Genomic DNA, 26,737 nt, shown 5'->3' with positions numbered 1-26,737 from the left:
TACAATTATATCTAAAATAATAAAATATGAACCACAGCAATGTGATGAATTATATCAAAGACATTATTGAAAACATGCCTGCCGGATGGTTAGGGATTACCACACATAGACTTGACATTTATAATGAGGAATTAGCAAAAACTGAATTTCTAGAAGAATTAGATAATTTATACAAGGATCATAATTCTCAAACTTCGGCACTTGACAAACTTCCCACAGCTTACGATTACATTCGTTTAGGACATCCTTTATCTTGTGTACTAGAATGGGGTATTGGGAAGTTGAATAATCTAAATGCGGAGAATGTGATTAGTTTTTCCTCAATGACGATGCCCGTACTTTCTATTCTAAGAAAGAATTCTCTTGAAAATCGAAATACTCAAATCCTATATTCTGGTGATTTACCAGAACATTTTGATGCTGAAATTTTAAAAAGAGTGTATCAATACAAATTTGACCTCAAGAAAATAAATGATTTTAAAAGTGCTCCAAAATTTAATGGAAGCACCATTTTTATTTCTCAAGATCAAGGTTTTGCGAAAATAGAGCTCCCTCCCAACGTCGACTTTTTTGTAAACGTTTTTAAAAAATTAGGGAGTATATTACTAATTAACGGTAAAGAAAATGCAAAATTCATTTCTGATATTCAACACGTCAGAAGGAGAGAAACCATTGCAATGACGCCTGCCGATTCACTACAAGCTCTCAAATTGATGATAGACTCATCTAGGAAAAGGCATGAGGATAATGATGATTCGAGCAAAAACAAAGTTGAATCCTCTGTTAATGAGGTTACGGGCACTACTACAAAAGCTTTAGTTGGTTCTAGTGGTTTATCCATCCAATATGCTATTATGATGGGGCTTGTGGATAATGCCATTGAACAGCACCCAGGTAAGAGAATTAAGTTTATAGTCCCACCTAACTGCTATGGTGGTACAAATGACCAAGCACGAAGAGTCGCTGCTTGTCTAGATAATGTTGACATCGTTGATTTACCCGTAGATGGTGACAACGATATGGTGCAAAGTATCGATAAGGTTTTGAAAATGATCGCTAGCGAGAATGCAGTGCCCTACATCATCGCAGAAATTCCAACAAATCCCAGAGTTGAAGTTCCAGATCTATTAAAGTTAAAAGAGGTGCTAACGGTAACTCGCAAAACACCTGAAGGAGCAACTGCCATCGATCCTGTTTTTATTCTAGATCAAACATTTTGCCCAAACGTACACTTCCTAGGTGAAGGTGAAATACTGTCGGCAGTAAGAACGATTTCCTTTGCTAGTGGATCCAAATTTCCAAGTGGTGGAAAATGTACTGCTGGATACTGTGTTGGAAATAACAAAACGGAAGGATTGATGTCTAAAATAGAAATGCATCTCAATCTATGTGATAATGAGGCTACCGGTCTTCAATATAAAATACTGGCAGAACAGTTACCTTCTATGAATGAAAGAATTATCGAGGCTTATAAAAACACTCGCGAATTCGTAAACTTTATTCACGAGACGTTGCCAGGCGCAAAAATCAATTTTGTATCGGAAGAGCTGGCAAGCGCAGGGTTTACTCCATCTGTATTTTCATTAGATCTGCCTACCAAAGGCGAGAACGCCGCAGAAAAGGAAGCTTACAAGAGAAAATTAAACTTAAAATTAATCAACCTGATGATTACTGAAATTCCACAGGAAAGTAAATTCTGCGTGAGTTATGGACAAGTAAAAGGATGTTATTGGACCATTCCAGCCACATCTACTCAGGGAACCACTAAAGAAGGGGATAAGGATTATATAGTACGTGCATCGCTGTCGCCAAATTTAGACTTGGAAAGGCATAAACAAGTTTTTACAGAATTTGTAAAAAGTATATAATTAATCGGGAGGCAGTTATAGCCTCCCTTTTTTTGTTTAAGGGTTTAAATTAAATTCAGTTGCAATTGCCAAATAATCTTTCGTGTACATACTGGCACTATTCAAATTAGGTCTAAGAACGATAATTTCATTTTGTAGCTAACTTCTACCTGTTGTGATATTGATTCTATTTTTAAGATTGAAAGCATTTTACTATACCACGTTTTATTTGATTTATGTACTAGCCTTTTGAATTTCAAAATTTGTTAGAAGCATATCAAAGATGCGTTTTTATGAACTTCTTTTTCAAATTTAATTCTTAGTCCACACGCCATATCCTTCCGATACCAGATTTATATGCTAACTTAGATTCTTGTTTCATTGCTTCAAAAGAATCCTGAAGATCACAAATAACAAAACAAAATCAATTAATGGATTTTAAAGATTATTATAAAGTGCTGGGTGTTTCAAATACAGCAACAGTTAAAGAAATTAAAACTGCATATAGAAAACTTGCTCGTAAATATCATCCTGACCTCAACCCAGACAATAAGGACGCAGAGCAAAAATTCAAGGAAATTAACGAGGCTAATGAAGTCCTGAGCGATCCTGAAAATCGTAAAAAACACGATCAATATAGCCAAGACTGGAATAATGCTAGATCCTATAATCAATCTGATAATCGTAGCAGTCAAAGAACATCCGGATCATCAGCTCAACAAGGGTTTTCTCAAAGCGAGTATGACGATTTTATAAATTCCATGTTTGGAGGTGGGGGATCTTCCTTTAATCAAGGTCGTAATCCTAGATTCAAAGGTCAAGATTTCAATGCTGAATTGAATTTAACCTTAAAAGATGTTTACACCAGTCAGCAACAGGTGCTTACCGTAAATGGTTCAAAAATAAGACTTACGATTCCCGCAGGTGTTGATAATGGACAGGTTATTAAAATTTCAGGAAAAGGTGGTTCCGGAAGAAATGGAGGACCTAAGGGCGATCTCTATATTAAGTTCAATATTGCAAATGATGCCTTTTTTAAACGCGAGGGCAATAATTTATACAGCAATGTTGATCTGGATCTTTATACTTCCATTTTAGGAGGAGAAATTACGGTTGACACATTTGATGGTCAGGTAAAATTGAAAATTAAGCCAGGAATTGAGAATGAATCAAAGGTCAAACTAAAAGGTAAAGGGTTTCCAGTTTACAAGAAGGAGAACCAGCATGGTGATTTGATCATCACCTACCACATTAAGATCCCGACAAACCTTACCGATAGAGAAAAAGAATTATTCACGGAACTTCAAAAAATTAAGAACCAATGAATGAACAAGCAATGATACCCGCACAAACTATTTGTTTGCATTACAATGTTGAATTCTCTTTTGTAGATACTTTACAGAAGATGGGTCTTATACATGTTGAAATAATAGAGCAAACCCAATTCATACACAAAGATCAGATCAGTGATTTAGAAAAAATCATCAGGCTACATAATGAGTTAGAAGTTAATTTAGAAGGAATAGATGTGGTGCTTAATCTTCTGCAAAAAGAGCAAGAGTTACGCAAAGAGCTTCACAGTCTGAAAAACCGACTGAGATTATACGAGAATGACTAATTCTCGAATATGTATTTTAGTTGAATTCTGATTTCCTCTTTTCTAAAGAAGTTACTTTTGAGAATCCAGCTTTTAGCCAGGTATAGCATGTTCGATGCTTTAATTATTTTCATTTAATACCATAAACTACTCATTACCTTTGTCACATGAGTGAGTCCATAAAAAGCCAACAGCAAATCCTTAAGAAATTAGGGATTGAACGATTAAATGAGATGCAGGTAGCTGCACATGAAGCTATCAAATCAAACGATCAGATTGTACTTCTTTCTCCTACAGGTACTGGAAAAACACTAGCATTTCTTTTGCCCATTGTGGCTGCTTTAAATCCAGATATTCATAAAGTTCAAGTACTGATACTTGTTCCCTCTAGAGAACTAGCCATACAAATAGAGCAAGTATTGCGAGAAATGGGCAGCGGTTTTAAAGTTAATGCTGTTTATGGTGGACGTTCAGGATCTGGTGATAAAATTTTACTTTCTACACCTCCCGCAATTTTAATAGGAACACCAGGACGGGTAGCAGATCATTTACGCCGTGGCAATTTTGCCATTGATGAACTTAAAACATTAGTATTAGATGAGTTTGATAAATCATTAGAAACAGGGTTTGAAAGTGAGATGAAAGAGATTGCTGAGTCACTTCCTAAGCTCAACAAAAGAATACTAACGTCTGCCACGCAGAAGGTCGGTATTCCGCGATTTATGAAAATGAGCGTTCCTAAAAAACTCAATTATTTAGTAGAGGAAAAATCTAAACTTAAATTAAAAACTGTTGTTTCAAAAACGGAAGATAAACTGAGTAGTCTTAGGGATTTGCTCGCGTTTGTAGCTCCCGGCCGTGGAATTATCTTTTGTAATTTAAAGGACACCATTGCAGACGTAAGCGAGTATTTAAGTGACCGGGAACTGGAGCATTCTGTTTTTTACGGTGGACTGGAACAACTGGATCGAGAACGCGCATTGATAAAATTCAGGAATGGAACACACAGGATACTGCTTGCAACAGACCTTGCTGCACGTGGGATCGATGTTCCAGATCTTGACTTTATTATTCATTTCCAATTGCCTTATAAAAGGGAGGAGTTCATTCATAGGAACGGTAGAACAGCAAGAATGAATGCAAAAGGAACCGCCTATTTAATAAAATATGTTCAACAAGAGTTGCCTGACTTTATTGAAGATGCACAGCTTGTAGAAATTCCTGAAGTCAAAAAGCCAAAGTCTATTCAAAAATGGGAAACCCTGTATATTTCGGGCGGTCGAAAAGATAAAATATCAAAAGGTGATATTGCTGGTCTATTCTTTAAACAAGGAAACCTAGAAAAAGAGGAACTAGGAGTAATTGAACTTAAACAAGATTGTGCTTTTGTGGCTGTTCCTTACAATAAAGCCTTTGACCTAATTAACACATTAAACAATAGTAAAATCAAGAAGCGAAAAGTTCGCATCTCGCTTTTAGATCAATAAAATATTTTATGAGTACAGAAGAAAATACAACACCAGATAACGACCTCTTAAAGGAGCAAACCTTCTTAGTAGAAAAGGTTTTTTACGGTCTAGATAATAAAAACGAAGGCCTTGAAGCTGACAAAAATTACTTTTCAGAAGATGACTTTGCCTCCATCCTCCTGCGAGCAGAGCATTATGGTATTGGAATATTTGATATGGAAGCTTATCACGACGGCAAACTTTTTGGTACGGACAATCATGAAGTTTATCGCAAGAAATCAACGCATCCACAATGGTACAAATCGGCATTTGGGAAATTGAAACGGGCACAGAAAGAAATGGTTTACCGCGCTGATTTTAAAGTCTCTAAAAAATTATTAGATCGTCAGGAATAAGTCATCTTCTGCCTTATTACGATTTTAAAGTACTCATGTGTAAGTGTCCATTTAACGGTAATTTTAGAGCTTAATTATAAGTAGTCGCTAACTTTAAGGTCATAAAAATAAATTTATGAGCACAAATAAAAATATAAAAGCACAAGAAAGATTTGGCGAAGCTGTAAACACAGGAAAGTTAGAGATTATTAGAGAAGTTGTCTCAGATAAAGTCAAAGATCACGATCCCGCAGATATTCAAGGTGATGGCCCTCAATGATTTATAGACTTTTTTAGCATGATGCGATCTGCGTTTCCTGATTTTGGTATAAAAGTGGAGCACATTGTAACTGATGAGGATAATGTGAGTTTTGCCTACACTGCCACTGGAACTCACAAAGGAAACTTTATGGGAGTTGCACCTACCGGAAAACAATTCAGCGTTCGAGGGATGCAAATAGGCAAGTTTGAAGATGGTAAATTAGTAGAGCGTTGGGGATCTACCGACGAACTGGGAATTCTAAAACAACTGGGAGTTCAACCAGTTTAAAAATTCATTTACAAGAATATAAATGCGGATTTATATCGGTTTAAGATGTTGATCCGCATTATTTTTTCGCTAATTTATAATTGGCATGTATTCTTTATCGCGCAAATCTCCCTGCTACACCGCCATTATACTTAAAGTTTACTATCCGCCCCTTTTTTAGCATTGATCCAGTAACTCATAAATTTAAAATGAGCATCAGCGTGGTAAATCATCATTTGCTCATCAAAAGTTCGCGATTTATAAACTTTATCTCGATGCTGTTCGATGTGTTGAAATAACGCTTTCGCGAAAGCGGACTCCTTATAAATCTCTTTTAATATCTTAAAACCGTTATTCGCATATTCATTCCAGCGCTTCTGATCTGAATACAAAACAATCGCTGACTGAGCAAAATTGATGGGTTCATCGTGGATAATTCCGGGAGCAGGATGTTCACCAAACATACCTTCTGCCGCAATATTTGTCATTATGGAAGGAATACCATTCTTCATCGCATCAAATATTTTACCTTTTAATCCAGCTCCATAACGCAACGGCGCGAGTAATAACCGGTGCTTTTGAAGCGCCTTATCAACACTAGGCACATGACCTTTTACAAGAAAACCTGTTTTGGGATCGTGCATTTCCAATACTTCCTGTGGCGCATTTGATCCATAAATAAAAAGTTGTGCCTCTGGCAACTCTGATCGTATTTGGGGCCATATTGCAGTCTTCAATTGTCTAACCGAATCAAGATTAGGCGCATGTCGTAAATTTCCTATGGTACAAAACCCTTGTCTTTCTTCAAAAGGTACTGATTTATTACAACGATCTAAGATGTCATTTTCGTCAATTAAAAATGGCAAATGAAAGATTCGGCTAGATTCCATTTGATATTGATTCATTAGAAACTCCATTTCAATACTAGAAATGATCAAACTAAAATCAACCCTCCTTATACTGCTTATTTCTCGAATCGCGAGTTCGCTTTTAAAGCTTTGAATTAATGAAATTTGATTTTCAATATGGTTTTTTCTGGCATCTCGTAGAAAATGCAAATCCTCAGTATCCAGTATCTGTAATGCGGCTGGTAATACCTTACGCACGCGCCATCCATACTGCTCTTCAACTAAAAACCGATCATAAATAACGATATCTGGTTGAAGTTCCTGCAATAATTGGTCAAAATCATCATTATTTAATTGAATAGGAATCATAGGAATTCCTCGAGATTCTAATGCTTCTGAAGATGTGGGTTTTATCCTCGCGGCACAGCATAAAGTCACCTCATAATGCTGGGACAAAAACAAGTCTATTATTTGCAACATGCGGTATCCCGCAGCTGTGCGATGCGGTTCTGGCCATATGTAACCTATGATCAATAATTTTGACATAACGCAAAGTTAGGCTTCTATACTGTACATAAGTGACGGATAACAATGTATAAGTTTCTCAAGAAACCGGTTAGAAATATTTACTTTAGCTGTCTTAAATTTAGGAACCGTTTTCATGGGTAAAATCATTGCAATTGCAAATCAAAAAGGTGGTGTTGGAAAGACAACGACTGCAGTTAACCTAGCGGCATCGCTGGGCGTGTTGGAAAAAAAGGTATTACTTATTGATGCAGATCCTCAAGCAAATGCGTCTTCTGGATTAGGAATAAATGTCGATGATGTAGAGATGGGAACCTACCAACTGCTGGAACATACTGCCGCAGCAAAAGATCTCATTGTAAAAACGGAATCACCTAATCTAGATATTATCCCTGCCCATATTGATTTAGTCGCTATCGAGATTGAGCTGGTAGATATGGAAGAGCGGGAATATATGTTGCGCAAGGCACTAGCGCCCATTAAAGAAGATTATGACTATATAATAATTGACTGTGCTCCTTCCCTAGGATTGCTAACCTTAAATGCTTTATCTGCGGCTGACAGCGTGTTGATTCCTATACAGTGTGAATATTTTGCGTTGGAGGGATTGGGTAAATTACTTAATACCGTTAAAAGCGTTCAGAACATACATAATAAAAAACTTGATATTGAAGGGTTGCTACTTACCATGTATGATAGCAGACTGCGACTTTCAAATCAGGTGGTAGAAGAAGTTAACCAGCATTTTCAAGGTTTGACGTTCAAAACAATCATTCAGCGTAATGTGCGTTTAAGTGAAGCACCGTCGTATGGTGAAAGCATTATAAATTATGATGCTTCAAGTAAAGGCTCTGAGAATTACTTGAGTCTTGCAAATGAATTAATAGAAAAAAACTCTTAATTGAATGGCAAAAGCAACTAAAAAACAGGCCTTAGGTCGTGGATTATCTGCCTTGCTCAAGGATCCATCAAACGATATAAATACGGCACAAGATAAAAATGCCGATAAAATTGTGGGCAATGTCATTGATCTACCGTTGGTAGACATAGACATGAACCCCTTCCAGCCACGTACCAGTTTTAATGAAGAATCCTTGCGCGAGCTAGCATCTTCTATTAGAGAGTTGGGCGTTATTCAGCCTATTACCGTTCGTAAGAAAGGTTTCGGCAAATTTGAATTAGTTTCTGGAGAGCGTCGTTGTCGTGCTTCTAAACTCTTAGGGTTAAAAACGATTCCTGCCTACGTGCGCATTGCAAACGATCAGGAATCCTTAGAAATGGCTCTGGTTGAAAATATCCAGCGTCAGGATCTAGACCCTATTGAGATTGCCTTATCCTATCAGCGATTGATTGAAGAGATCGACTTGACTCAAGAACAAATGAGCGAGCGTGTAGGGAAAAGTCGCAGTGCGATTGCAAATTACTTGCGACTACTCAAACTGGACCCGATTATCCAGACAGGAATGCGGGATAATTTCATTACAATGGGACATGGACGCGCCCTTATAACCATCGAAAGTCTAGAGGAACAACTCGATATTTATCAAAAGATCCTATCAGAAAGCTTATCGGTTAGAGAAACGGAAGCGCTTGTAAAGGGAGCCAAGGATAGTTCGCTTTCGCGAAAGCAAAAACCTTCCAATTCTCTGCCTAGCTATGTAGAATCGTCTGTTCAAGATCTAAGCGGGCGTCTTAACACAAAAGTTACCGCCACGACAAATTCTAAGGGAAAAGGAAAAATTAGTATTGCTTTCACCTCCAAGGAGGACCTAGAACGCATCACAAAATTAATAAATGGGTAAGTTTTGCCTCTTCATACTATTATTGTTTAGCGGGCTTGCAATTGCGCAAGATCCTACCGATAATATTGTAGTAGATGCCAAGACGAAGCGCTTGCTAGCGACACAAGATAGTATTGCAAACCTTTATGATGCAAACCGCCCCTCAAAAGCAGCTTTTTATAGCGCAGTAGTTCCAGGTTTGGGTCAGGCTTACAATGGGAAATATTGGAAGATACCATTGATTTATGGCGCCATAGGAGGTTCTATTTATGCATTTATGCTAAACGACAATGAGTATGATCGATTGCGGGAGGCATTCCAAATAAGACTTGCTGGTGGTTCCAATGATGAGTATTCAAACCCTGATGGCACGCCTATTATCAGCAACTTGGGATTAGAAAGAGCGCAAAAGGTTTCACAACGAAACAAGGAATTGAGCTTATTAATTGCAGCTGCTTTTTATGCTATTCAAATCATAGATGCTAATGTTGATGGCCACCTTAGTCAGTTTGATGTGGATCGGGATTTGAGCTTTAAACCCTATTTAGATTACAATCAATCGGCATCTGGAACCAGTTATGGTTTTGCTTTATCTTTTACTTTTTAAGAATGAAAATAGGACTTCTAGGTTACGGCAAAATGGGAAAAGTCATCGAGCAAATAGCGGTGCAAAGAGGTCACGAAATTGTAGTCAAGATTGATCGTTCTGACAATAAAGAAAACCTTAAAAAAGCTGATGTAGTAATAGAATTCACCGCTCCAGAAGCAGTTATAGATAACTTAAAGTATTGCATTACTAACCACCTTCCAATCATTTGTGGAACAACAGGTTGGAATAGCGCTATAAAAGAAATCTATAGCCTTTTAGAACAAGAAAACGGCGCTTTAGTTCATGCGTCAAACTTTAGTCTAGGCGTCAATATTTTCTTTGAACTCAACCGAAAACTAGCCGCTATGATGAAAGGTTTTGAGGAATATAATGTGAGTTTACAAGAGATACATCACACAGAAAAAAAGGATGCTCCCAGTGGTACGGCTATCACAATTGCAGAAGGCATAATGGGAGAAACTAATTACAAGAATTGGCATCTTGGGAACACAAATCAAAAGGACTCTTTAGGCATTGAAGCATTGCGAGAGGATGATGTCAAAGGGACACATTTAGTTTCTTATGACAGTCTTGTAGATCAAATTGAAATAAAGCATACTGCTCACAGTCGGGATGGTTTTGCCCTAGGAGCTGTTATTGCTGCAGAATGGATTGTGGGTAAAACTGGAGCTTACGGCATGAAAGAGGTTTTGGGATTGTAACAATCTGCTTATTTCAGGCACAAACAGAAAGAAAGAATTAAGAAATTTAGATATTAGAGCATGAGTTGGACAGGTTGGTTAATCCTATTTATCATACTACAAATCGTACACGGTGCGGGAACTTGGAAATTTTATAAAGCAGCAGGTAGAAATGCTTGGGAAGCTTTCGTACCCGTTTACAATGCTGTTATTTTAATGAAAATCATTAATCGTCCAGTATGGTGGACGGTGCTACTTTTTCTTCCCGTCGTAAACCTGATCATGTTTATGGTCATCTGGGTAGAGACACTAAGATCTTTTGGATACAACCGTGCTTTAGACACAGCTTTGGCCGTGTTAACTGGCGGACTCTATTTGTATTACGTAAACTACACTCAACCGCTGGTTTACATTGAGAACAGGTCTTTGAAACCTCGCACCAGTTCTGGCGAGTGGACCAGTTCCATATTATTTGCTATTGTTGCTGCTACCATAGTTCATACCTATGTGATGCAACCTTTTATTATCCCAACACCTTCATTAGAAAAAAGTTTGCTCACGGGAGATTTCCTGTTCGTTTCTAAATTTCATTATGGTCCGCGCTTTCCTATGACACCGGTTGCCGCACCCATGGTTCATGATACCATCCCGATTTTAGGAATTAAAAGTTATTTAGATCGTCCACAATTGCCTTATCTACGACTGCCTGGTTTGAGTAAAGTTAAACGTAATGATATTGTCGTTTTCAACTGGCCTGTAGATTCTGTAAATACATATCCCTATAACGATGGGAAGTTTCATTATAAACCTATTGATAAAAAATCCAACTATGTTAAGCGCTGCGTAGGTGTTCCTGGCGACACACTGTCTATAATCGCTGGAAAAGTCCACATCAATGGAAAACCTTTAGAACTACCTGGACGTGCTAAAATCCAGCATTCTTATGTGTTTGAGACTAAGGGAGAACAATACACAGACGAACAGATGCGATCCTACGGGATAACGGACGGTTTCCAGCAAGGTCAGCTGGTTGAAAAGGATGTGCCGGGTCTAACCGTAAAAGCGGCGACAGAAGAAGCTGTGGCAATGCTGGAAGCAACGGGTAACATTGTGAGTAAGGAGCAAGTGGTATTTTCAGATGGAGGTTCACAGCGGTATTTTCCTTATGATGGTATGGTAGGTAATGATTATGATAATTTCAAACCTTTTCTGATTCCAGCCAAAGGAATGACTACTACCATTAATTATAAGAACATCGATTTCTATAAAAGAATCATTGAAGTTTATGAGGGAGCAGAAATGAACATCTCAAACACCATTGATTTTAAAGGAAATCAAGTTTTATTAAATGGAAAAGCGTTAACGGAATATAAGTTCCTTCAGAATTATTACTGGTTGATGGGTGATAACCGTCACAATAGTGAGGACAGCCGCATCTGGGGTTATGTTCCTGAAAATCATGTTGTAGGTAAACCTGTATTTGTCTGGATGAGTATCGATCAAACAAAACCATTTTCAAGTATGGTGCGATGGGATCGAGTTTTCACAACGGTGCATGGAAGCGGTGAACCCACCTCCTATTTAGTTTATTTTGTTGTTTTGTTGATCATATATTTTGTAGTCCGTAAGATTATGAAGATTCAAAAAGCTAAAAAGAAATAATGTCGCTCGTTCTACATCCTAGCTATTTCATGGATGTAGTAACGCTACATCACGTTTACAATGCCTCCCGAGTCTGCATAGATATAAACGATAGTTTTGTGAAGCAAACCTACCGCAACCGCTGTGTGATTGCTGCTGCAAATGCTAAATTAACACTCAACATACCGATAATACATCAGGGTTCTACCTCTTCTGTAGCCTATTGTAGCATAGAAATTGACAACACTCAATCCTGGGCTTCAAATCATATGAAAAGTATAGGAAGTGCTTACCGCAATAGTCCTTACTTTGAATACTATGAGGACGATCTAAAGCAGCTTTATGCTATCATCCCAGAGCGATTAGCAGATTGGAACTTAAAAACCATGCACTGGCTGTGTGATCGTCTTCATATCACTCCAGAATGGGAATATGCCTCTAGTTACAGGAATCATTCTCTAGCTACTTACCTAATTACAGCCAAAAAGGAATACTTAGAAAAACTGCCTACCTACATGCAGGTTTTTCAAGAAAAACATGGCTTTATAGAGCATTTATCTGCTTTAGATTTATTGTTTAACCTAGGTCCCAGCGCGAGAGATTATTTGAAAAATCTAAATCTCAACCGTGGCAACTGATTACGGGCGATTACTTGCATTTTATCAAACCGCTAGTTTCTGGAGTGGAGAACTGGCAGGCGTAAAACAGTTCCAGTTATCTCATCTAGATCTGAGCCATTTGAAAGAATCTCCAGATTCAATCAATTTACCAGATATTCCAGCAGAGACTGTATTAGGAAAAAGGGCAGAATCTTTCTTTCAGTTTTGTGTGGAGCAAAGTTCAAATTACAATGTGATTCTCGCAAATGAGCAGATCTTTCGTGGAAAGGCTACTATAGGAGAGCTGGATTTTATATTAGAAGAACGGGCCAGTAAGAAATTGATCCATGTAGAGTTGGTTTATAAGTTTTACATCTACGAGCCTTCAAAACAGTATCGATCTGACTTCTTGTCTGCTATTCAAAATTTTGAGCTTGCGCATTATGTGGGACCTAATCGCAGGGATTACTTTATCAAAAAATTAGATCACTTAATTTCAAAACAGTTACCGTTGCTGTATAAACCAGAAACTCAAGAACGTTTGTCACAACTGGGTATTTTTACTGATAATATAGAGCAACAAATATGTTTTCTTGCCCATGTTTTCATTCCTCAAACGGCATGGCAGAATGATTTTAAATATCTAAACAAAAAATCGATTGTAGGATATTATGTGGATGAATACGCTTTCGCGAAAGCGAAAACCAGTAACAAATATTACATTCCACAAAAAAAGGAATGGAAGCTCCAACCACAGGAACTAGCCGTTTCTTACAACCACAAAGAGGTTCTAGATCTAACAAGCTCAAGTTTAAAAAGAGGTTTTGCCCCCATGATCTGGATGCAATGGAGCAATGGTGATTTTGAGTCCTTCTTTATCGTATCTACCACTAAATAAGGGTTCACAGCATTTAACAAGATGTTGTCATGAATTTTGAGGATGGTTACTATCTTTAGAAAAAGAATTATTATGGAACGCAAATTTGAGAGAAAAACGGAAGACCAACCTCTAGGAAAACTGGGAGATAGATCAAAGCCAAAAGATTTTGATCTAGGAAAAGAGAATATCAATAAAAAAGATAAAGAAAAAAATAAATAAATGAGTTACCTGAATTTTAATACTGAAAAAGCAAAATTAACCTCGAAAGAATTAAATATTTTGCTTGCAGATTACCATATGTATTATCAAAAGTTACGCAATTACCACTGGAACATTGTGGGGAATAACTTTTTTGATTTACATATCAAATTTGAAGAAATGTATGATGATGCAATCATGAAGATCGATGAAATTGCAGAACGTATTTTAACATTGCGTTTTCAACCTACTTCAAATTACAGTGATTATATCAAAATGTCTAGTATTAAGGAAACTAAATCTGATCTTGCGGACAAGCAAATGGTCGATAACCTATTAGATGATCACGCCATTCTTTTAGAGCAGATGTCCAAAGTTGTAGATGCTGCAGGAAAGGCGGAAGATGAAGGAACGATTGATTTAATAGGTGCTTATATACGCCAGTTAGAAACAACAAGCTGGATGTTAGACGCTTGGAGAATGAAATCTAGCGACAAACATAAAGCGATCTAAGAAATCTTTTTTTGAAAAAATTGAAGCCGTTCCATTTTATGGAACGGCTTTTTTATGAAACCCTATGTTTTATAGAAACTTATATTCTTAAAGTAAATTTTATTCTTTAATATTTTAAAGAATGATCAAGCAAAGTGCTTGTACTGATTATGATCACTTGAAGTAGACTCTCGAGTATTTAAAACTTTACTGCTGTTTTTTGTTCTTGTTCTTTCTCAAATGTCTTAGAAACGTAATACCTCCATAGAGCTCTACAGCAACACCAATAAGTATCATACCAGTATAACCAAAAATTTCAAAGATGTACATTGCTATTCCTGCAATGACAATAATACTACCTAGGGCAATTAATAAAATACCAGATCTGGGGTTGAGCATAGCCTATTTGATGATGTCACAAAAATAAATAATCAAATTCGTTTTTATGCTTTATGGTTTACTTATGAGTTATTTCTAAACTAGAAATTAAACCCTACCTGAAAACTAAATCGCGTTCCATCCTCTCCATGGAACAAATTAAATGTTGCTCCAATAGCTTCAGCAGAATTTATCCAGATACCGCCGCCATAATCGTTGTGCCAGCGTTTGCTGCTCACCTCATCGTTCCACACGCGACCTACATCCCCACCACCGAATAGCCCTATCTGAATAGGAATCAAGCCGGTTTTGAATTCGCCAAAACTATAACGCAGATCCACCGTTCCTGCAAAAGAACTTTCACCAGAAAATCGCTGGGTTCTATACCCTCGCAGTCCATTATTCTGACCTAGCTGTGCACTTTGATAAAATTCAAAATCATCACCCAAAATCACATGTGCTTGAGTAAGAGTTCGCAAGACCAATTTCCGATCCGTGGTAATAGAGTTATAAAAACCTAACTTAGGTTTAAAGTAATAAAAAATATCTTCTGATTCCTGTAGGTTTCCAATGAAGCCATTGTCAAATTCAAATATCATCCCTCGAGATGGATTCAAAGGATTGTCATAGGAAGAATAGTTGTATGTAGCATTTACGTCAACATACCATTTCCTATCAAAGAATTCTGGATCATCTATAGTTTCTGCATATTCTGTTATGAAGCGATCGTTGTCCTCTTCTACCTCTATACCTCTAAAAATGGCACTTAATTTCAAGTTAGAACCATATTCACCCCTATAGATAGTACCAGCGCCTATGGAGTATGTACTAAGACGTACCCGGTTGAAGTCATAATCAACATCACTGTCTGGATTAAAGCTCTCATTGTCGAGTCCAAAAAAGTTTTCAGAAAAATTGGGCCCTGTTAGCTTACCATATAAAAATAAATTTGCTTTACGAAATATTCCGGCAAATTCCCCTTCATATTCAATAGAGTATCCTTGCGTGGCAAAGAAGTATCCTGCGGTCAATTTATGTACTCGTGTGTTGGGGTTTCTATTAAACCCGTCAACGGTGTAAACGTTTTGAATCCCGATCCTAATTCCATCGTCCGGATTAAATCCTATGGCTGGGGTCAACACATTATATGCTTTTATATTCTTTTTAGGATTATAGAGGTTTATGTTATAAGAGTCTGTAGTACGTTTAACAGCTCCCGCCTTGTCTACAAAAGTGTTTTCTCTTGTCTGGTGATCAAATAGCGTGATGCGCCGCCCTTCTTCTAGGTCATAGGTGTCATTATCCTGTCCACCTATAATTCTCACTTTGATAGGGTTTGAAGCCGTTCCTGTAGCGTGGATGATATCATCATCGTCCAGAGCATATATCCATATTTCTTTAGTGGTTGATCGATCATATATACGATCCAAGATCACATCTGCTTTCTTACCATTTTTATTACGATAAACAGTCACTCTCGTTTTACCTTTTGCAAATCGATCTACCTCAATAATGTCATCTTTATCGGTTCCTGTTACGATTGCAAGTCGGGAAACAACATCATAATAGCGATCTGCAATATCTACCATATTATTCCTGCGCTCCTTCATACTTGAAATAATGAGTTGGGTGGATTTGTGAGGGTAAATTTCTGCGGGTAAATTTTGAAATGCGGCTTCAATTTGTGCATCGGTAAGATTATCTTGAATATATTTTGCTTGTGTGAGCCACACTTCCCGGTCAGCTTGTTTTGCTAAACTTCTATCTAGATATATTGCAGCGGTGTTGAACCACTTTACATTTGTAAGACCATCACCGTAGGTCGCAAATTGCTTTGTAATTCCCACCAGAGTTCTTAATGTAGCGAATACTGCACCGTCAAAATTTGAAAATACTTGATCGCGATCGCGTGGTATGGGTTTAAACAAATGAGTTCCATCTGTCTCTTCAAACTCTGCCCAGCGCCATTGATCCTGATGTCTGTCCCAGTCTCCTATCAACATATCAAACATGCGCGCACGCACATAGGAACTTTCATCAATTTTATATTTCTCATCACGTCGCAAACGTTCAAAAACATCAGCTGTACTTTCTATATCGTCTGGTTTCCCAAAACTTTCTAGTTCCTTATGTTTTTCTTCAGGACGTTCTACCAGCATATATAATTCATCGCCATAATCATAATTGTAATTGCCTAGAGCTTTCTGTTTAGGCACATAATAGATTTCGGGATTTGTATGAAAAATATTTAATGCTTGAGATAATTCTGGGACTACCAGTGATCCATAGGGATGTGCAGCCGTATAGAAATCGTACAACAAATCTTCGGCAGCTGTTTCAGTGAAACCTCTACTTACATTCTGATTCTTAAAAACGGTAGTTTGCAAAAACTGGACGGCACTTTTTTTAAGTGCTCTCAAATTGTACTCTCTTCCCTGCTTATCTTTTAACCTTAAAGTTCTAGTCTGGTGACCACCTCCTGCCCGGACTACTTCTAGCCCACCCTTCAAAGTATCAAGTAGAGCTACTGTTGCATTGATTTCAATGCCATAAAGATCGCGGTACTTTTTACCCCATAACCCTTCATAAGCTTCAGATTTTTCTGTTCTGTCATCTTTATATATGTTCGCTTTCGCGAAAGCGGGAAATGTAGTAGGTAACGAGTCCACATTGTAAATCCTAGTTTCTTCAATCGCCTTTTTTGTGAATAGCAGCTTATGTTTACCATCTTCAAATCCATAATACTGCAGCCAGGAACTGCCATCCTTCAATACGTCCATACGCACAAAACCATTACCTCCATAAGAAAATAGTCCATCATTATTTAATGACGCATAACTCTGTTTAGAGCCAGAACCAGAAACAATCTGACGTACGCCATCGTTTACAATATATTGTAGACTATGTTCATGACCGCTTGCAAAAATGATACGCGGCGCCTTAGATGATATCGCCAGTGCGGCCATACGATCTGCAAGTTCCTTATACCTTTTGTTTTGATTATCCTGAGCACTCACACCGCCACTAGTTCTTATCAAGCTTGCCAGTGAAGCAAGAACTGGCACGGGAATATCGCTTTGTGTAGGGAATAAATGTTTTATCGCAGCGTATTGTCCACCGTGTACACCGTTAGTAAAAACGGGATGATGCATGACAACGACGATCGTTTTATCTTGATTTTTTTTGAATTCGTTTTCTATCTCTAGAAAAAATGCATCTCTTGTTTTAATCTGATCACAGTCAGAATTTATCGTGGGGATTTTATCCCATTTAGATAAAAACCACTGGCTATCGATAATCAATAATTGTACATCCTCGCCTAATTCTTTACTTTCTATAGGACAACCCACTTTAGGCTCCCAGATGTCTTCATCCTTTAGATACTCCTCTATATATTTTTTCTCCCGCTCTACATTAACAAGATTCTCGCTATAATAATCATGGTTTCCAGGAATAAAGATGGTCCTGCCATTAAAATCCTTGGCGACATCTAATTGTGCGTCTAAATGATTTTCTGCAATAGGACGAAACTCTGTACCCTCTGCTGGCATCCCTACTGGATAAATATTGTCTCCTAAAAATACCAGATAGTCCTGCTTTTTCTCCTGTACTGTATTTAGATAGCTCTCTAAAGACAGCAGCCCATCACTTTTACCACCTATGGGAGAATAACCTACATCACCTATAAGGTAAAAGCTCTTTTCAATTTCTGAAATATTAGGATTGTAAGCCGGTCCTTTTTCATCATCTTTATACTGTGCTTTGTAACTCGCACAACTGCTTATAATCAAAAGGCCAACTAATAAAAGAATGTTATTTTTATTCATTAATGGGTAATTCATAGTAATTTTAAATCTCAATCTCTCCTATGACGGAACTACTGAAAGCAACTGATAATTATGTGTTGCAATTGTTCAAAGAAAATCTAGACGAAATATACGTATATCACAACTATACTCATACAAAGAGAGTCGTTAAAAGTACGCAAGAGATCATCGATAATACAGATATTGATGCAAATAAGAAGCAAGCTTTATTGCTTGCTGCCTATCTTCATGACACTGGTTATATTGATGGAGCACATGAGCATGAAGAAGCTAGTGCTTTAATTGCCAGAGGGTTTTTAGAACAGAAAGATGTCGATGAAGCCTTGATTGATCGAGTTCAAAAATTAATTAGAGCTACAAAATTCAATAATCAGCCAGAAGGTGAGTTAGAAGAAATTTTAAGAGATGCAGACTCTTCCCACTTTGCTAAGGATTATTATTTTGAGACGAGTGAGCTTCTTAAAAAAGAGCTGGAACTGCGCGGTATAGAATTTACCGATAAAGAATGGCGTAAGGAAAATATCAATGTTTTCACAGAAAAACATCGCTATTACAGTGATTACGCGGTGAAAAGCTGGAATGTTCATAAGAATGAAAACCTTATGAAACTCTTCAAGCAAAAAAAGAAAAATAAAGCCAAGTTCAAAAAAGAACAACTTAAAGTTGATCTGAAAAACCAAAGTCCAGAAAGAGCCATTCAAACGCTTTTCAGAACTACTCTAAGAAATCACATCAAACTGAGCGATATTGCTGACACAAAGGCTAATATTCTTCTCTCAGTGAATGCAATTATTATATCACTTGCTCTGGCAAACATAATTCCAAAACTAGACCAGGTAACTAATAGACATTTACTCTATCCTACTTTAATACTGGTACTATTTTCTGTAGCGAGTATCATCCTTTCCATAGCCTCCACTAGACCTAATGTTACAAGTGGTGAGTTCACTGATGAGGAAGTTGAAAAACGACAAGTGAATTTACTATTCTTTGGTAATTTTCATAAAGTTCCCTTCCCTCGCTATGAAAAAGCCTTGATGGGTTTAATTACCAATAAAGAAGAAGTATACCAAAGTCTATTAAAGGATTTATGGTTACTGGGTCTGGTCTTAAATCGCAAGTACATGCTATTAAGATGGACCTACACTACGTTTGCAATTGGTATTATCTGCTCAGTAGTAGCATTCATAATCGCTTTTACTACTTATGATTATGAGGTTGTTGCAAATGTAATTCCTTAGTCAGATCATCATAAGTCATTCTGTTTTCAGAAGCCTTGAATCCGTAAAGAATATTTACTCTCAAGGCTTTTAAACCTATAACACCTTGAACGTCTTCTAATTCTAGATGTTCCACCTCGTCACCTAAGTATTTTTTATATTGAAGAAAGTTTATGTAACGCATGTATTCGCGTTCATTCTCTTTGTTTGTATAAATAATGGAAATAGTTCCTTTCTGGGTCACACGTTCTTGTGTTCCCTTGATATTTGCTTTATCAATACGCTTTTTGATCACTTCATATCTAGCATTGTAAGTGCCGTCAACATCAAAACGTTTTTCATCGATTCTATATCGTATGCTCAACGTATTATCAAATACAAGTATCATGGAAGCTGCATCTAGTTGAGATGGCAAATTCTTTTGTATGGAGTAAAACTTGTCTTCCATCTCGATCATGGTTTGCAATTGCCATAATCTTAGGTTGTATAAATAAACAATATTGAAGTCAAGATCTTCTCTAATACTACTACCTATGTAGATATTATGTTCTACACCATCGGTTTTGAATCTTTCAAAAAAGTGGGTATAAATATCTTGTGCTTCCTTCTGTTTATTGTCTATATATCTTGATAAGGCGTGGTTTATAGTCTGTACGGTATTATCATAGTTGTTCCTTTTCTTATAGATAACCCCATTTAAAGGATCTAACTGATCTTGATATTCCTGTGTGCGCTGCATTAGATCTGACGATAGGGTTCTAACATGATCCATAACTGGATTAATTTCTTCCGTCAGTAGTTTTATGATGCCTCGTTCAGAGTTAGCATCAATAGGTCCTGAATTGAGCTTCTCGTTGTAACCTTTTACTCTAAATCCTATTTGTTCATAAATAGGTAAAGGCTCAAAGTCTTTAGCAGAGTCTATTATAGATCTAACCTTTTCTAGTTGATCGCTTAAATCTTCCTTAATAGCATTGTTTCTAGCATCACTACTTCCTACTACATCTATTTGACCATATAAAGGATAAACATCTTCAAAACCTACGTCCCTGAAAGTCTCCTCCTTGTCATTGTTTCTAGCTTTTAAAATACGCCTAGCTTCTTTTTCAAATTTCCATTGAACGCTAGGGTGAATTGAAGTACATTCAGTTTGGATTATAGCTTTGATTCGGTTTTCATCCTCTTCTTCACCTCGCAATACGGCAGATTTTATGTAGTCAATTACATTTTCTATTCTTGAGGCATTAAAGCTATTGAGTGCAAATGGAACCTCGCTTCCTATTTCAAGTACACCTATTAATTTTTTCTTTTTAGTGACTGGATAAAGAATCGCACTTTTAATCCCTGCATTTATCAAATTGAATGTCATAAAATCATTCTCCTGTCTTTCGTGGTAATCAAGTACATCAGGAATAATCAATGGTTCACGCAATTTGATTAAGTGGTCATAAGCATCCTTACATAACGTATTTTGGCAATTTTTGCTGTGACTAGATCCCAAGATGTAACTTTTAGAATCAGTAAAATGCATTTGTTCAAAAGTGCCCTCATAAGCATCAAATGACGTAAATCCAGCGTGGATCTTATCCATGTTGAACATCTTTTTAAAGACGTCCTCAATATTTTGCTGCTGAGCAAGCTTTGATCCGGGATTATTTAGAAGAATTGTTTTAAGGTCAGAAATCGCTGAATCTACTGTTATATCAGTAAAAGTGATGATTCCAAAGCCTTCAAATTTATAAGATCCCATTGGGAAGCTGCTTTTCCACAACTCCTCATCATCTGGATATCTCAACAATTGGTTGATGTCTTCCTCCGAAAGCTTTTTTGTGTTTTGATGGGGAGCGACATAGATATAATCAGCATTATAGGTAATTCTATAGGTTCTTACATTTCCATTACTGTCTGGAATTTCTGAATGCATGAACGTGCCCATGTCTAATTCTCTGTCATAGCACTTATTAAGTATCAAACCACAGGCAAGTAAAAATCTATTGCTTTTTGAATCGTCCAAAAAATTAAATTCGAAATCATCTCCTGCAGCATTTAAAATTTTTTGTAACCTGCCAGAGCAATTAAACAGCTTAGAAGATAATGGAATAGTGGCCGCCTTTATCTCGTTAAAGGTCAAAGATTCGGGAAAAAGCTCTGCCAGAATCAGGCTAATTTGCTCAGAGTAATCATTAATATTACTATCGGTAATATTTGCTGCTGGAAAACCGTCTTTAGAAATAGCTTGTAGCAAAGCAGAATAGTATAGTTTTTTAAAGCTATTCTCCTCACCTTCCATCCTATCCTTATAAGCATGTATGAGTTTATCAAAACTCAATACGATGTCCATACCCAAATTCATATCTTTATTTTTGCTCACAGCCATAATTTAAATATAACATATATAGCAAACCTAATGCCGTATCACTACTGTTTTAGATTTAATTAATCCTAGTATTCCCTTATTTTTGCTATAAAGTTCAACTATGAGAATTCTTTTATTGATTTTGACCAGTCTATTTCTATTAACATCATGTAAAACTGATACACCTGAATTTGCCAGTTTATCAGGAGAAACCACAGGTGTTTATGACGGTTTGAGGATTTATCTGAAGAAAGTATCGCCAGAAGGAACACTCACTTACTTAGACACCGCAATTGTCATAGAAAATAAATTTGATTTTGGAGTCATTGAATCCACTGACACGCCAGAACTTAGGTTTTTAGAACTTGACACGGCTCAAGAGCAATTCAATTTTATTTCAGAGAATCAAGAATTAAAATTGGTTATTTATAAAGATAGTATGTTAACCAGTACCATCACAGGTGGTATGGAAAACGAACTTTTTAGTAACTATCGTAAATTACGAATTAGCCACAGAGATGACTATAGAAGCTATCAGGCAATGAGCAATCAGAACCTCAAAATAGGCGATGAAGAAAAAATAAAAACCTTAAATCAGGACTGGCAAAATAGTGAAGAAAAATACAAAAATAAATTAATGGCTTTAGTAGTTGAAAATCCAAGTCAACTAGTTGCGCCATTAGTGCTGGATTATATATATGGTGCAAATTATATTGATGAAATCAAAGCAAGGAAACTTTATGATAAGCTAAGTCAGGAACTAAAGGAAAACCCAATAACACTGCGTTTCAACGAAAATCTCAAAAAAATGGAGCTGACAGGAATAGGTCAGAAAGCGCCATATTTTGAGGGGAAAAGTCCAGATGAAAGCGTCATTAAACTACCAGAGGTATTAGGAGAAGTTACCTTAATCGATTTCTGGGCATCCTGGTGTGGCCCTTGCCGTGTTGAAAATCCTAATATTGTTGCTGCCTATAACAAATATCATAAAAGGGGATTTAATATTATTAGCGTATCTCTAGACCAACCAGATGCTAAAGATCAATGGATAGCAGCCATCCAAAAGGATCAACTGGCCTGGAACCACATCTCTAGACTTGCCTATTGGAATGACCCAATCGCAAGGCAATATAACGTCTCAACGATTCCTGCGAGCTTTTTGCTGGATAAGAATGGTATTATTATCGCCAAGGATTTGAGAGGTGAGAGCTTACATGAGAAACTATCAGAATTACTAGATTAAATTTTACCCAGGCGCATTAGTACAAATAAAACTACGATAGGAATAAGTAAGGCTACCACGGTAATAGTTTGAGTAAATATTAAATCTGTATTATAAACAAGAGTGACTAAATAGCCCGCTACTGCACCACCAAAATGTGCATCATGACCTATATTCCCTACTTTTTTCTTTATTCCATAAATGGAGTAAATCAAATAACCTATACCAAAAATATATCCTGGAATGATCCCATAAATCATCATTTCTGGCAATAGAAGTATAGCACTATAAATAATTCCTGAAACTGCCCCACTTGCACCTATAGCGCTATAATGATATTCATCTTTATGGAACATATAACTCAGAAAATTCCCACCCAGCAGACTCACAATATAAATGATTAAGAAAGCTACAGTACCAAGACTGTAAACGACAATTCCTGCAAAAAAATAGAGCGTCAACATATTAAAAAGTAGATGTTGAATATCTAAATGCAGGAATCCGCTTGTGAAAAATCGATAGGATTCACCGCGCTGGATGCCTAGAATATTAAACTTGTATTGATCAAAAAAATCATAATCTTTAAAACCCTTGAAGCTAATGAGACAAGTAATTCCTATAATGACAATCGTGACGATGTCGATGTCGTAGAGCATATTGAAAATCTTAGGAGCCAAGATAGTATATTTGCGAAAAACTCAACAATGCAAGCCGTCGGATTTTATCTTGCTTATCCCATAATCTGGCTGATTTCCAGACTTCCCTTTCCAATCATCTATTTCATAAGCGATTGCATTTATGTGTTACTTTATCACGTTTTCAAATACCGCCGTGATGTCATCTTCTCAAACATAAAAATTGCTTTTCCAGACCTGAATGACAAAGAAATCACTCGCATATCAAAAGAAAGTACACAGCACTTTTGCGATATTTTCCTTGAGATGGTTAAGTCAACGGGTATTACACATGATGAAGTTCAAAAACGCTTTATATGTGACAACATTGAGGAGGTTAACGCTTTCGCGAAAGCGGGACAGCCCACAGTTGTAATGCTAGCCCACCAGGCCAGCTACGAATGGACTATTGCACTGGATCAATTTCTGGATTTCAAATCCTATGTGGTATATAAACCCATCAAGAATAGATATTTTGACCAGTTTATAAGGAGAGTACGATCAAAATTTGGTTCTACTCTCGTACCCATGAAAAAGGCCTACAACATCATACGCGGCAGCCGCAACTCCATGGAAGCCGGATTATATGCACTCGTCGCAGATCAAGCTCCCAAACAATCATCAGCACAGTTCTTCACCACTTTTTTCAATCAAACCACACCAGTATTCATGGGCGCAGAACGCATGGCAAAACAATATGAAATGCCGGTCTACTTCCTGCAAGTGAAAAAAGTAAAACGAGGTTATTACAAAGCACATTTTGAACTCATCACTAGAGACGCGAGCAAAGAACCGGAATGGATGGTCACCGATAGCTTTTTTGTAAAACTGGAGGCGCTCATAAAAAGCCAGCCCGAATATTATCTATGGTCCCACAAGCGCTGGAAAACCACGCCTGATGATGTTACCCGTGCTGTTGAGCTATCCCCTCGAGTTCTGCAATAAAGCGGTCTGCTAGTTGATCTGCAGCTTGTTGACTTCCTGATTCCGTATAAATTCTAATGATAGGTTCTGTGTTTGATTTACGCAAGTGCACCCATTCGTTTTCAAAGTCGATTTTTACACCGTCTATGGTGGTTAGATCTTCTGAAGCATATTTTTTTTCGACGTCTTTCAAAATAGCATCTACTGGCATTCCCGGCGTTAGCTGTACTTTTTTCTTACCCATAAAGTAGGAAGGATAACTGTCACGCAGATCGCTAACTTTCATTTTCTTCTCTGTTAAAAGGGATAGGAACAGTGCCACGCCTACTAATGCATCACGACCATAATGGCTGTCTGGATAGATGATACCGCCGTTTCCCTCACCGCCTATAACGGCTTTCACGGCTTTCATTTTAGTAACGACATTTACCTCGCCCACAGCTGCTGCATGGTAGTTACCACCATGTTTTACGGTCACGTCCCGCAATGCTCTGGAAGAAGATAGGTTGCTCACCGTATCTCCTTTTTTCTTGCTCAGCACATAATCTGCGCAAGCTACGAGCGTATATTCTTCCCCAAACATTTCTCCTTTATCGGTAATAAAGGCAAGTCTATCCACGTCTGGATCTACGGTGATGCCAAAGTCGGCTTTATGTTCTGTGACTGCTGCGCATAAATCGCCCAGATGTTCCTTCAATGGTTCTGGATTGTGGGGAAAGTGTCCCGTGGGATCGCAATATAATTCTACCACCTCAACACCTAATGCCTTGCATAATGCAGGAATGGCAATACCTCCCGTGGAGTTCACTCCATCCACCACCACTTTAAATTTGCCGGCCTTTATCGCATCGACCTGGACCAGTGGCAATTTTAATACTTCAACAATGTGTTTGTCAATATAGTCGGTTATCGCAGTGACTTGACCTAGATCATCAACTTCCGCGTAAGCGAAATCCTCTGCAGCTGCCGTATCCAGAATCTTCTGACCTTCTACTCCATCCAGAAATTCGCCTTTGTTATTGAGTAGTTTAAGGGCATTCCATTCTTTGGGGTTATGGCTAGCGGTGAGAATGATACCTCCATCTGCGTTTTCTTGGGGTACGGCAATCTCTACGGTAGGCGTTGTGCTCAAACCTAAATCAATTACATCACATCCCATTCCCACCAGTGTATTTTGAACCAAAGCCTGGATCATAGCACCACTAATACGAGCGTCACGGCCTATTACTACTAGTGGTCTTTCCTTGCCTGAAGCTGTTTTGATCCATTTTCCATAAGCGCTAGCAAATTTCACGGCATCTAGCGGAGTTAAATTGTCTCCAGGGTTGCCCCCTATAGTGCCGCGAATTCCTGAAATGGATTTTATGAGTGTCATGTGTGTAGTTGTTATATTTACGACAAATGTAGTTTTCTACGAGATCACCCGCAAAACCTATTCATGAATTATCTGGCACACTTAGTATTATCAGGAAACGACACAGAACTGCGAATCGGCAATTTTATTGCAGATTCCGTACGTGGCAAGAATTTTTCAAAGTTTCCAGACCGTGTATCTCAGGGAATCATGCTACACCGCTACATTGATACGTTTACAGATCATCATCCTATTGTAAAACAAAGTAAAAACTTAATCAGACCTAAATACGGGTTGTGGAGCAGTGTTATCGTCGATTTATATTATGATCACTTTCTGGCAGCAAACTGGTCTGATTTTCATCCCGTCGAACTTGAAAAATACACCTTGGGATTCTATGAAGATCTCAAAGAATACTGGGATATCCTACCGCCCAGAATTCAGCGGTTTTATCCCGTTATGGTAGAACAAAACTGGATCTACAGCTACCGAACGGTAGAAGGAATGAGTCATATTCTGTACCAGATGAACAAACGTACCAATGGTAAAAGCAACATGCAACATGCGGCTGTGGAACTGCAGGAACATTATGAGGTTTTAGAAGAGCAATTCAGACTGTTTTTTGAAGAGTTGCAACAGTACGCAAAAGACCTCATACAAAAATTGCCACCCGATGGGGCAGCAATTTGAAGAGTTGCAGGTTCATAATGTA

The 26,737-nt window shown here is 37.6% G+C and carries 26 protein-coding genes; 20 read left to right on the top strand and 6 right to left on the bottom strand.

Annotated elements, in window-relative coordinates; translation table 11 throughout:
- The first annotated feature begins 26 nt into the window (after positions 1-26).
- From IQ282_RS03280 to IQ282_RS14935, 7 genes are all read left to right on the top strand, one after another.
- A complete protein-coding gene (locus IQ282_RS03280) occupies positions 27-1,868 on the top strand; it encodes a PLP-dependent aminotransferase family protein (RefSeq protein ID WP_194850471.1) in 1,842 nt (613 codons plus the stop codon).
- Positions 1,869-2,278: 410 nt separating this feature from the next.
- Positions 2,279-3,172, top strand: a complete 894-nt coding sequence (locus tag IQ282_RS03275) for a DnaJ C-terminal domain-containing protein (RefSeq protein ID WP_194850470.1) — start codon at positions 2,279-2,281, stop codon at positions 3,170-3,172.
- Positions 3,169-3,465: a chaperone modulator CbpM gene (locus tag IQ282_RS03270; protein WP_194850469.1), complete on the top strand. Its 297-nt coding sequence runs from the start codon at positions 3,169-3,171 to the stop codon at positions 3,463-3,465. Before IQ282_RS03275 ends, IQ282_RS03270 begins: the two co-directional genes overlap by 4 nt.
- A 146-nt stretch (positions 3,466-3,611) precedes the next feature.
- Positions 3,612-4,931, top strand: coding sequence for a DEAD/DEAH box helicase (locus IQ282_RS03265; RefSeq protein ID WP_194850468.1), 1,320 nt, complete (start codon positions 3,612-3,614; stop codon positions 4,929-4,931).
- A gap of 8 nt (positions 4,932-4,939) precedes the next feature.
- Positions 4,940-5,308, top strand: a complete 369-nt coding sequence (locus IQ282_RS03260) for a hypothetical protein (RefSeq protein ID WP_194850467.1) — start codon at positions 4,940-4,942, stop codon at positions 5,306-5,308.
- A gap of 115 nt (positions 5,309-5,423) precedes the next feature.
- Positions 5,424-5,567: an ester cyclase gene (locus IQ282_RS14940; protein ID WP_228547199.1), complete on the top strand. Its 144-nt coding sequence runs from the start codon at positions 5,424-5,426 to the stop codon at positions 5,565-5,567.
- Positions 5,568-5,570: 3 nt separating this feature from the next.
- Complete coding sequence (locus tag IQ282_RS14935) at positions 5,571-5,837, top strand: ester cyclase (protein ID WP_317174173.1); 267 nt, start codon at positions 5,571-5,573, stop codon at positions 5,835-5,837.
- A gap of 131 nt (positions 5,838-5,968) precedes the next feature.
- Here IQ282_RS14935 and IQ282_RS03250 read toward each other — a convergent pair whose 3' ends face one another.
- On the bottom strand, positions 5,969-7,210 hold the full coding sequence (locus tag IQ282_RS03250) for a glycosyltransferase (protein WP_194850466.1): 1,242 nt from the start codon (positions 7,208-7,210) through the stop codon (positions 5,969-5,971).
- Positions 7,211-7,325: 115 nt separating this feature from the next.
- Between IQ282_RS03250 and IQ282_RS03245 the strand changes: the two genes are divergently transcribed.
- The 9 genes from IQ282_RS03245 to IQ282_RS03210 all read left to right on the top strand — a co-directional run bounded on the left by IQ282_RS03245 (position 7,326) and on the right by IQ282_RS03210 (position 14,091).
- Complete coding sequence (locus IQ282_RS03245; protein ID WP_194850465.1) at positions 7,326-8,090, top strand: ParA family protein; 765 nt, start codon at positions 7,326-7,328, stop codon at positions 8,088-8,090.
- Positions 8,091-8,094: 4 nt separating this feature from the next.
- The gene (locus IQ282_RS03240) at positions 8,095-8,991 is read left to right on the top strand and encodes a ParB/RepB/Spo0J family partition protein (RefSeq protein WP_194850464.1); all 897 of its coding nucleotides are present in this window, start codon (positions 8,095-8,097) and stop codon (positions 8,989-8,991) included.
- Positions 8,984-9,577 (top strand): DUF5683 domain-containing protein, encoded by a 594-nt coding sequence (locus IQ282_RS03235; protein WP_228547197.1) that lies wholly within the window; start codon positions 8,984-8,986, stop codon positions 9,575-9,577. The genes IQ282_RS03240 and IQ282_RS03235 overlap by 8 nt, the downstream gene beginning before the upstream one ends.
- Before the next feature lie 2 nt (positions 9,578-9,579).
- Entirely contained in the window at positions 9,580-10,281 is a 702-nt protein-coding gene (dapB, locus tag IQ282_RS03230; protein WP_194850463.1) for a 4-hydroxy-tetrahydrodipicolinate reductase, read from the top strand.
- Positions 10,282-10,341: 60 nt separating this feature from the next.
- Positions 10,342-11,922 (top strand): signal peptidase I, encoded by a 1,581-nt coding sequence (lepB, locus tag IQ282_RS03225; protein ID WP_194850462.1) that lies wholly within the window; start codon positions 10,342-10,344, stop codon positions 11,920-11,922.
- Positions 11,922-12,539, top strand: coding sequence for a WbqC family protein (locus tag IQ282_RS03220; protein ID WP_194850461.1), 618 nt, complete (start codon positions 11,922-11,924; stop codon positions 12,537-12,539). The genes lepB and IQ282_RS03220 overlap by 1 nt, the downstream gene beginning before the upstream one ends.
- A complete protein-coding gene (locus IQ282_RS03215) occupies positions 12,529-13,398 on the top strand; it encodes a DUF1853 family protein (RefSeq protein WP_194850460.1) in 870 nt (289 codons plus the stop codon). Before IQ282_RS03220 ends, IQ282_RS03215 begins: the two co-directional genes overlap by 11 nt.
- A 72-nt stretch (positions 13,399-13,470) precedes the next feature.
- Complete coding sequence (locus IQ282_RS15020) at positions 13,471-13,599, top strand: hypothetical protein (protein ID WP_262893084.1); 129 nt, start codon at positions 13,471-13,473, stop codon at positions 13,597-13,599.
- Positions 13,600-14,091 carry a Dps family protein gene (locus tag IQ282_RS03210; protein WP_194850459.1) on the top strand — a complete coding sequence of 164 codons (492 nt, stop codon included), beginning with the start codon at positions 13,600-13,602 and terminating at the stop codon, positions 14,089-14,091.
- A gap of 186 nt (positions 14,092-14,277) precedes the next feature.
- Here IQ282_RS03210 and IQ282_RS03205 read toward each other — a convergent pair whose 3' ends face one another.
- Positions 14,278-14,469, bottom strand: coding sequence for a hypothetical protein (locus tag IQ282_RS03205; protein ID WP_194850458.1), 192 nt, complete (start codon positions 14,467-14,469; stop codon positions 14,278-14,280).
- An 80-nt stretch (positions 14,470-14,549) separates the two neighbouring features.
- Complete coding sequence (locus IQ282_RS03200) at positions 14,550-18,290, bottom strand: metallophosphoesterase (RefSeq protein ID WP_228547196.1); 3,741 nt, start codon at positions 18,288-18,290, stop codon at positions 14,550-14,552.
- A gap of 26 nt (positions 18,291-18,316) precedes the next feature.
- Between IQ282_RS03200 and IQ282_RS03195 the strand changes: the two genes are divergently transcribed.
- Positions 18,317-19,516, top strand: a complete 1,200-nt coding sequence (locus IQ282_RS03195; RefSeq protein ID WP_194850457.1) for a Pycsar system effector family protein — start codon at positions 18,317-18,319, stop codon at positions 19,514-19,516.
- Here the strand turns inward: IQ282_RS03195 and IQ282_RS03190 are convergent.
- Positions 19,476-21,866: a GAF domain-containing protein gene (locus IQ282_RS03190; protein ID WP_317174172.1), complete on the bottom strand. Its 2,391-nt coding sequence runs from the start codon at positions 21,864-21,866 to the stop codon at positions 19,476-19,478. The genes IQ282_RS03195 and IQ282_RS03190 overlap by 41 nt on opposite strands.
- Positions 21,867-21,972: 106 nt before the next feature.
- On the opposite strand from IQ282_RS03190, the gene IQ282_RS03185 reads away from it, so the two are divergent.
- Positions 21,973-23,094: a TlpA disulfide reductase family protein gene (locus IQ282_RS03185; protein WP_194850456.1), complete on the top strand. Its 1,122-nt coding sequence runs from the start codon at positions 21,973-21,975 to the stop codon at positions 23,092-23,094.
- Here IQ282_RS03185 and IQ282_RS03180 read toward each other — a convergent pair.
- Complete coding sequence (locus tag IQ282_RS03180) at positions 23,091-23,729, bottom strand: rhomboid family intramembrane serine protease (RefSeq protein WP_194850455.1); 639 nt, start codon at positions 23,727-23,729, stop codon at positions 23,091-23,093. The two genes, IQ282_RS03185 and IQ282_RS03180, sit on opposite strands and share 4 nt — an antisense overlap.
- Positions 23,730-23,777: 48 nt before the next feature.
- On the opposite strand from IQ282_RS03180, the gene IQ282_RS03175 reads away from it, so the two are divergent.
- Positions 23,778-24,692, top strand: a complete 915-nt coding sequence (locus IQ282_RS03175) for a lysophospholipid acyltransferase family protein (protein ID WP_194850454.1) — start codon at positions 23,778-23,780, stop codon at positions 24,690-24,692.
- Here IQ282_RS03175 and glmM read toward each other — a convergent pair.
- Entirely contained in the window at positions 24,652-26,046 is a 1,395-nt protein-coding gene (gene glmM / locus IQ282_RS03170) for a phosphoglucosamine mutase (protein ID WP_194850453.1), read from the bottom strand. The two genes, IQ282_RS03175 and glmM, sit on opposite strands and share 41 nt — an antisense overlap.
- 63 nt (positions 26,047-26,109) lie before the next feature.
- On the opposite strand from glmM, the gene IQ282_RS03165 reads away from it, so the two are divergent.
- Positions 26,110-26,715, top strand: a complete 606-nt coding sequence (locus IQ282_RS03165; RefSeq protein ID WP_194850452.1) for an acyl carrier protein phosphodiesterase — start codon at positions 26,110-26,112, stop codon at positions 26,713-26,715.
- Positions 26,716-26,737 lie beyond the last annotated feature (22 nt).

This window comes from Nonlabens antarcticus, from assembly GCF_015356755.1.
Lineage (GTDB): Bacteria > Bacteroidota > Bacteroidia > Flavobacteriales > Flavobacteriaceae > Nonlabens > Nonlabens antarcticus.
Note: the sequence above shows the minus strand (reverse complement) of the source record. Positions and strands in the feature narration are given on the sequence as shown.

Bases quoted from the DNA above. Each gene is read 5' to 3' on its own strand.
- IQ282_RS03280 (WP_194850471.1), top strand. From the start codon at position 27: ATGAACCACAGCAATGTGATGAATTATATCAAAGACATTATTGAAAAC.
- IQ282_RS03275 (WP_194850470.1), top strand. From the start codon at position 2,279: ATGGATTTTAAAGATTATTATAAAGTGCTGGGTGTTTCAAATACAGCA.
- IQ282_RS03270 (WP_194850469.1), top strand. From the start codon at position 3,169: ATGAATGAACAAGCAATGATACCCGCACAAACTATTTGTTTGCATTAC.
- IQ282_RS03265 (WP_194850468.1), top strand. From the start codon at position 3,612: ATGAGTGAGTCCATAAAAAGCCAACAGCAAATCCTTAAGAAATTAGGG.
- IQ282_RS03260 (WP_194850467.1), top strand. From the start codon at position 4,940: ATGAGTACAGAAGAAAATACAACACCAGATAACGACCTCTTAAAGGAG.
- IQ282_RS14940 (WP_228547199.1), top strand. From the start codon at position 5,424: ATGAGCACAAATAAAAATATAAAAGCACAAGAAAGATTTGGCGAAGCT.
- IQ282_RS03250 (WP_194850466.1), bottom strand. From the start codon at position 7,210: ATGTCAAAATTATTGATCATAGGTTACATATGGCCAGAACCGCATCGC.
- IQ282_RS03245 (WP_194850465.1), top strand. From the start codon at position 7,326: ATGGGTAAAATCATTGCAATTGCAAATCAAAAAGGTGGTGTTGGAAAG.
- IQ282_RS03240 (WP_194850464.1), top strand. From the start codon at position 8,095: ATGGCAAAAGCAACTAAAAAACAGGCCTTAGGTCGTGGATTATCTGCC.
- IQ282_RS03235 (WP_228547197.1), top strand. From the start codon at position 8,984: ATGGGTAAGTTTTGCCTCTTCATACTATTATTGTTTAGCGGGCTTGCA.
- dapB (WP_194850463.1), top strand. From the start codon at position 9,580: ATGAAAATAGGACTTCTAGGTTACGGCAAAATGGGAAAAGTCATCGAG.
- lepB (WP_194850462.1), top strand. From the start codon at position 10,342: ATGAGTTGGACAGGTTGGTTAATCCTATTTATCATACTACAAATCGTA.
- IQ282_RS03220 (WP_194850461.1), top strand. From the start codon at position 11,922: ATGTCGCTCGTTCTACATCCTAGCTATTTCATGGATGTAGTAACGCTA.
- IQ282_RS15020 (WP_262893084.1), top strand. From the start codon at position 13,471: ATGGAACGCAAATTTGAGAGAAAAACGGAAGACCAACCTCTAGGAAAA.
- IQ282_RS03210 (WP_194850459.1), top strand. From the start codon at position 13,600: ATGAGTTACCTGAATTTTAATACTGAAAAAGCAAAATTAACCTCGAAA.
- IQ282_RS03205 (WP_194850458.1), bottom strand. From the start codon at position 14,469: ATGCTCAACCCCAGATCTGGTATTTTATTAATTGCCCTAGGTAGTATT.
- IQ282_RS03200 (WP_228547196.1), bottom strand. From the start codon at position 18,290: ATGAATTACCCATTAATGAATAAAAATAACATTCTTTTATTAGTTGGC.
- IQ282_RS03195 (WP_194850457.1), top strand. From the start codon at position 18,317: ATGACGGAACTACTGAAAGCAACTGATAATTATGTGTTGCAATTGTTC.
- IQ282_RS03185 (WP_194850456.1), top strand. From the start codon at position 21,973: ATGAGAATTCTTTTATTGATTTTGACCAGTCTATTTCTATTAACATCA.
- IQ282_RS03180 (WP_194850455.1), bottom strand. From the start codon at position 23,729: ATGCTCTACGACATCGACATCGTCACGATTGTCATTATAGGAATTACT.
- IQ282_RS03175 (WP_194850454.1), top strand. From the start codon at position 23,778: ATGCAAGCCGTCGGATTTTATCTTGCTTATCCCATAATCTGGCTGATT.
- glmM (WP_194850453.1), bottom strand. From the start codon at position 26,046: ATGACACTCATAAAATCCATTTCAGGAATTCGCGGCACTATAGGGGGC.
- IQ282_RS03165 (WP_194850452.1), top strand. From the start codon at position 26,110: ATGAATTATCTGGCACACTTAGTATTATCAGGAAACGACACAGAACTG.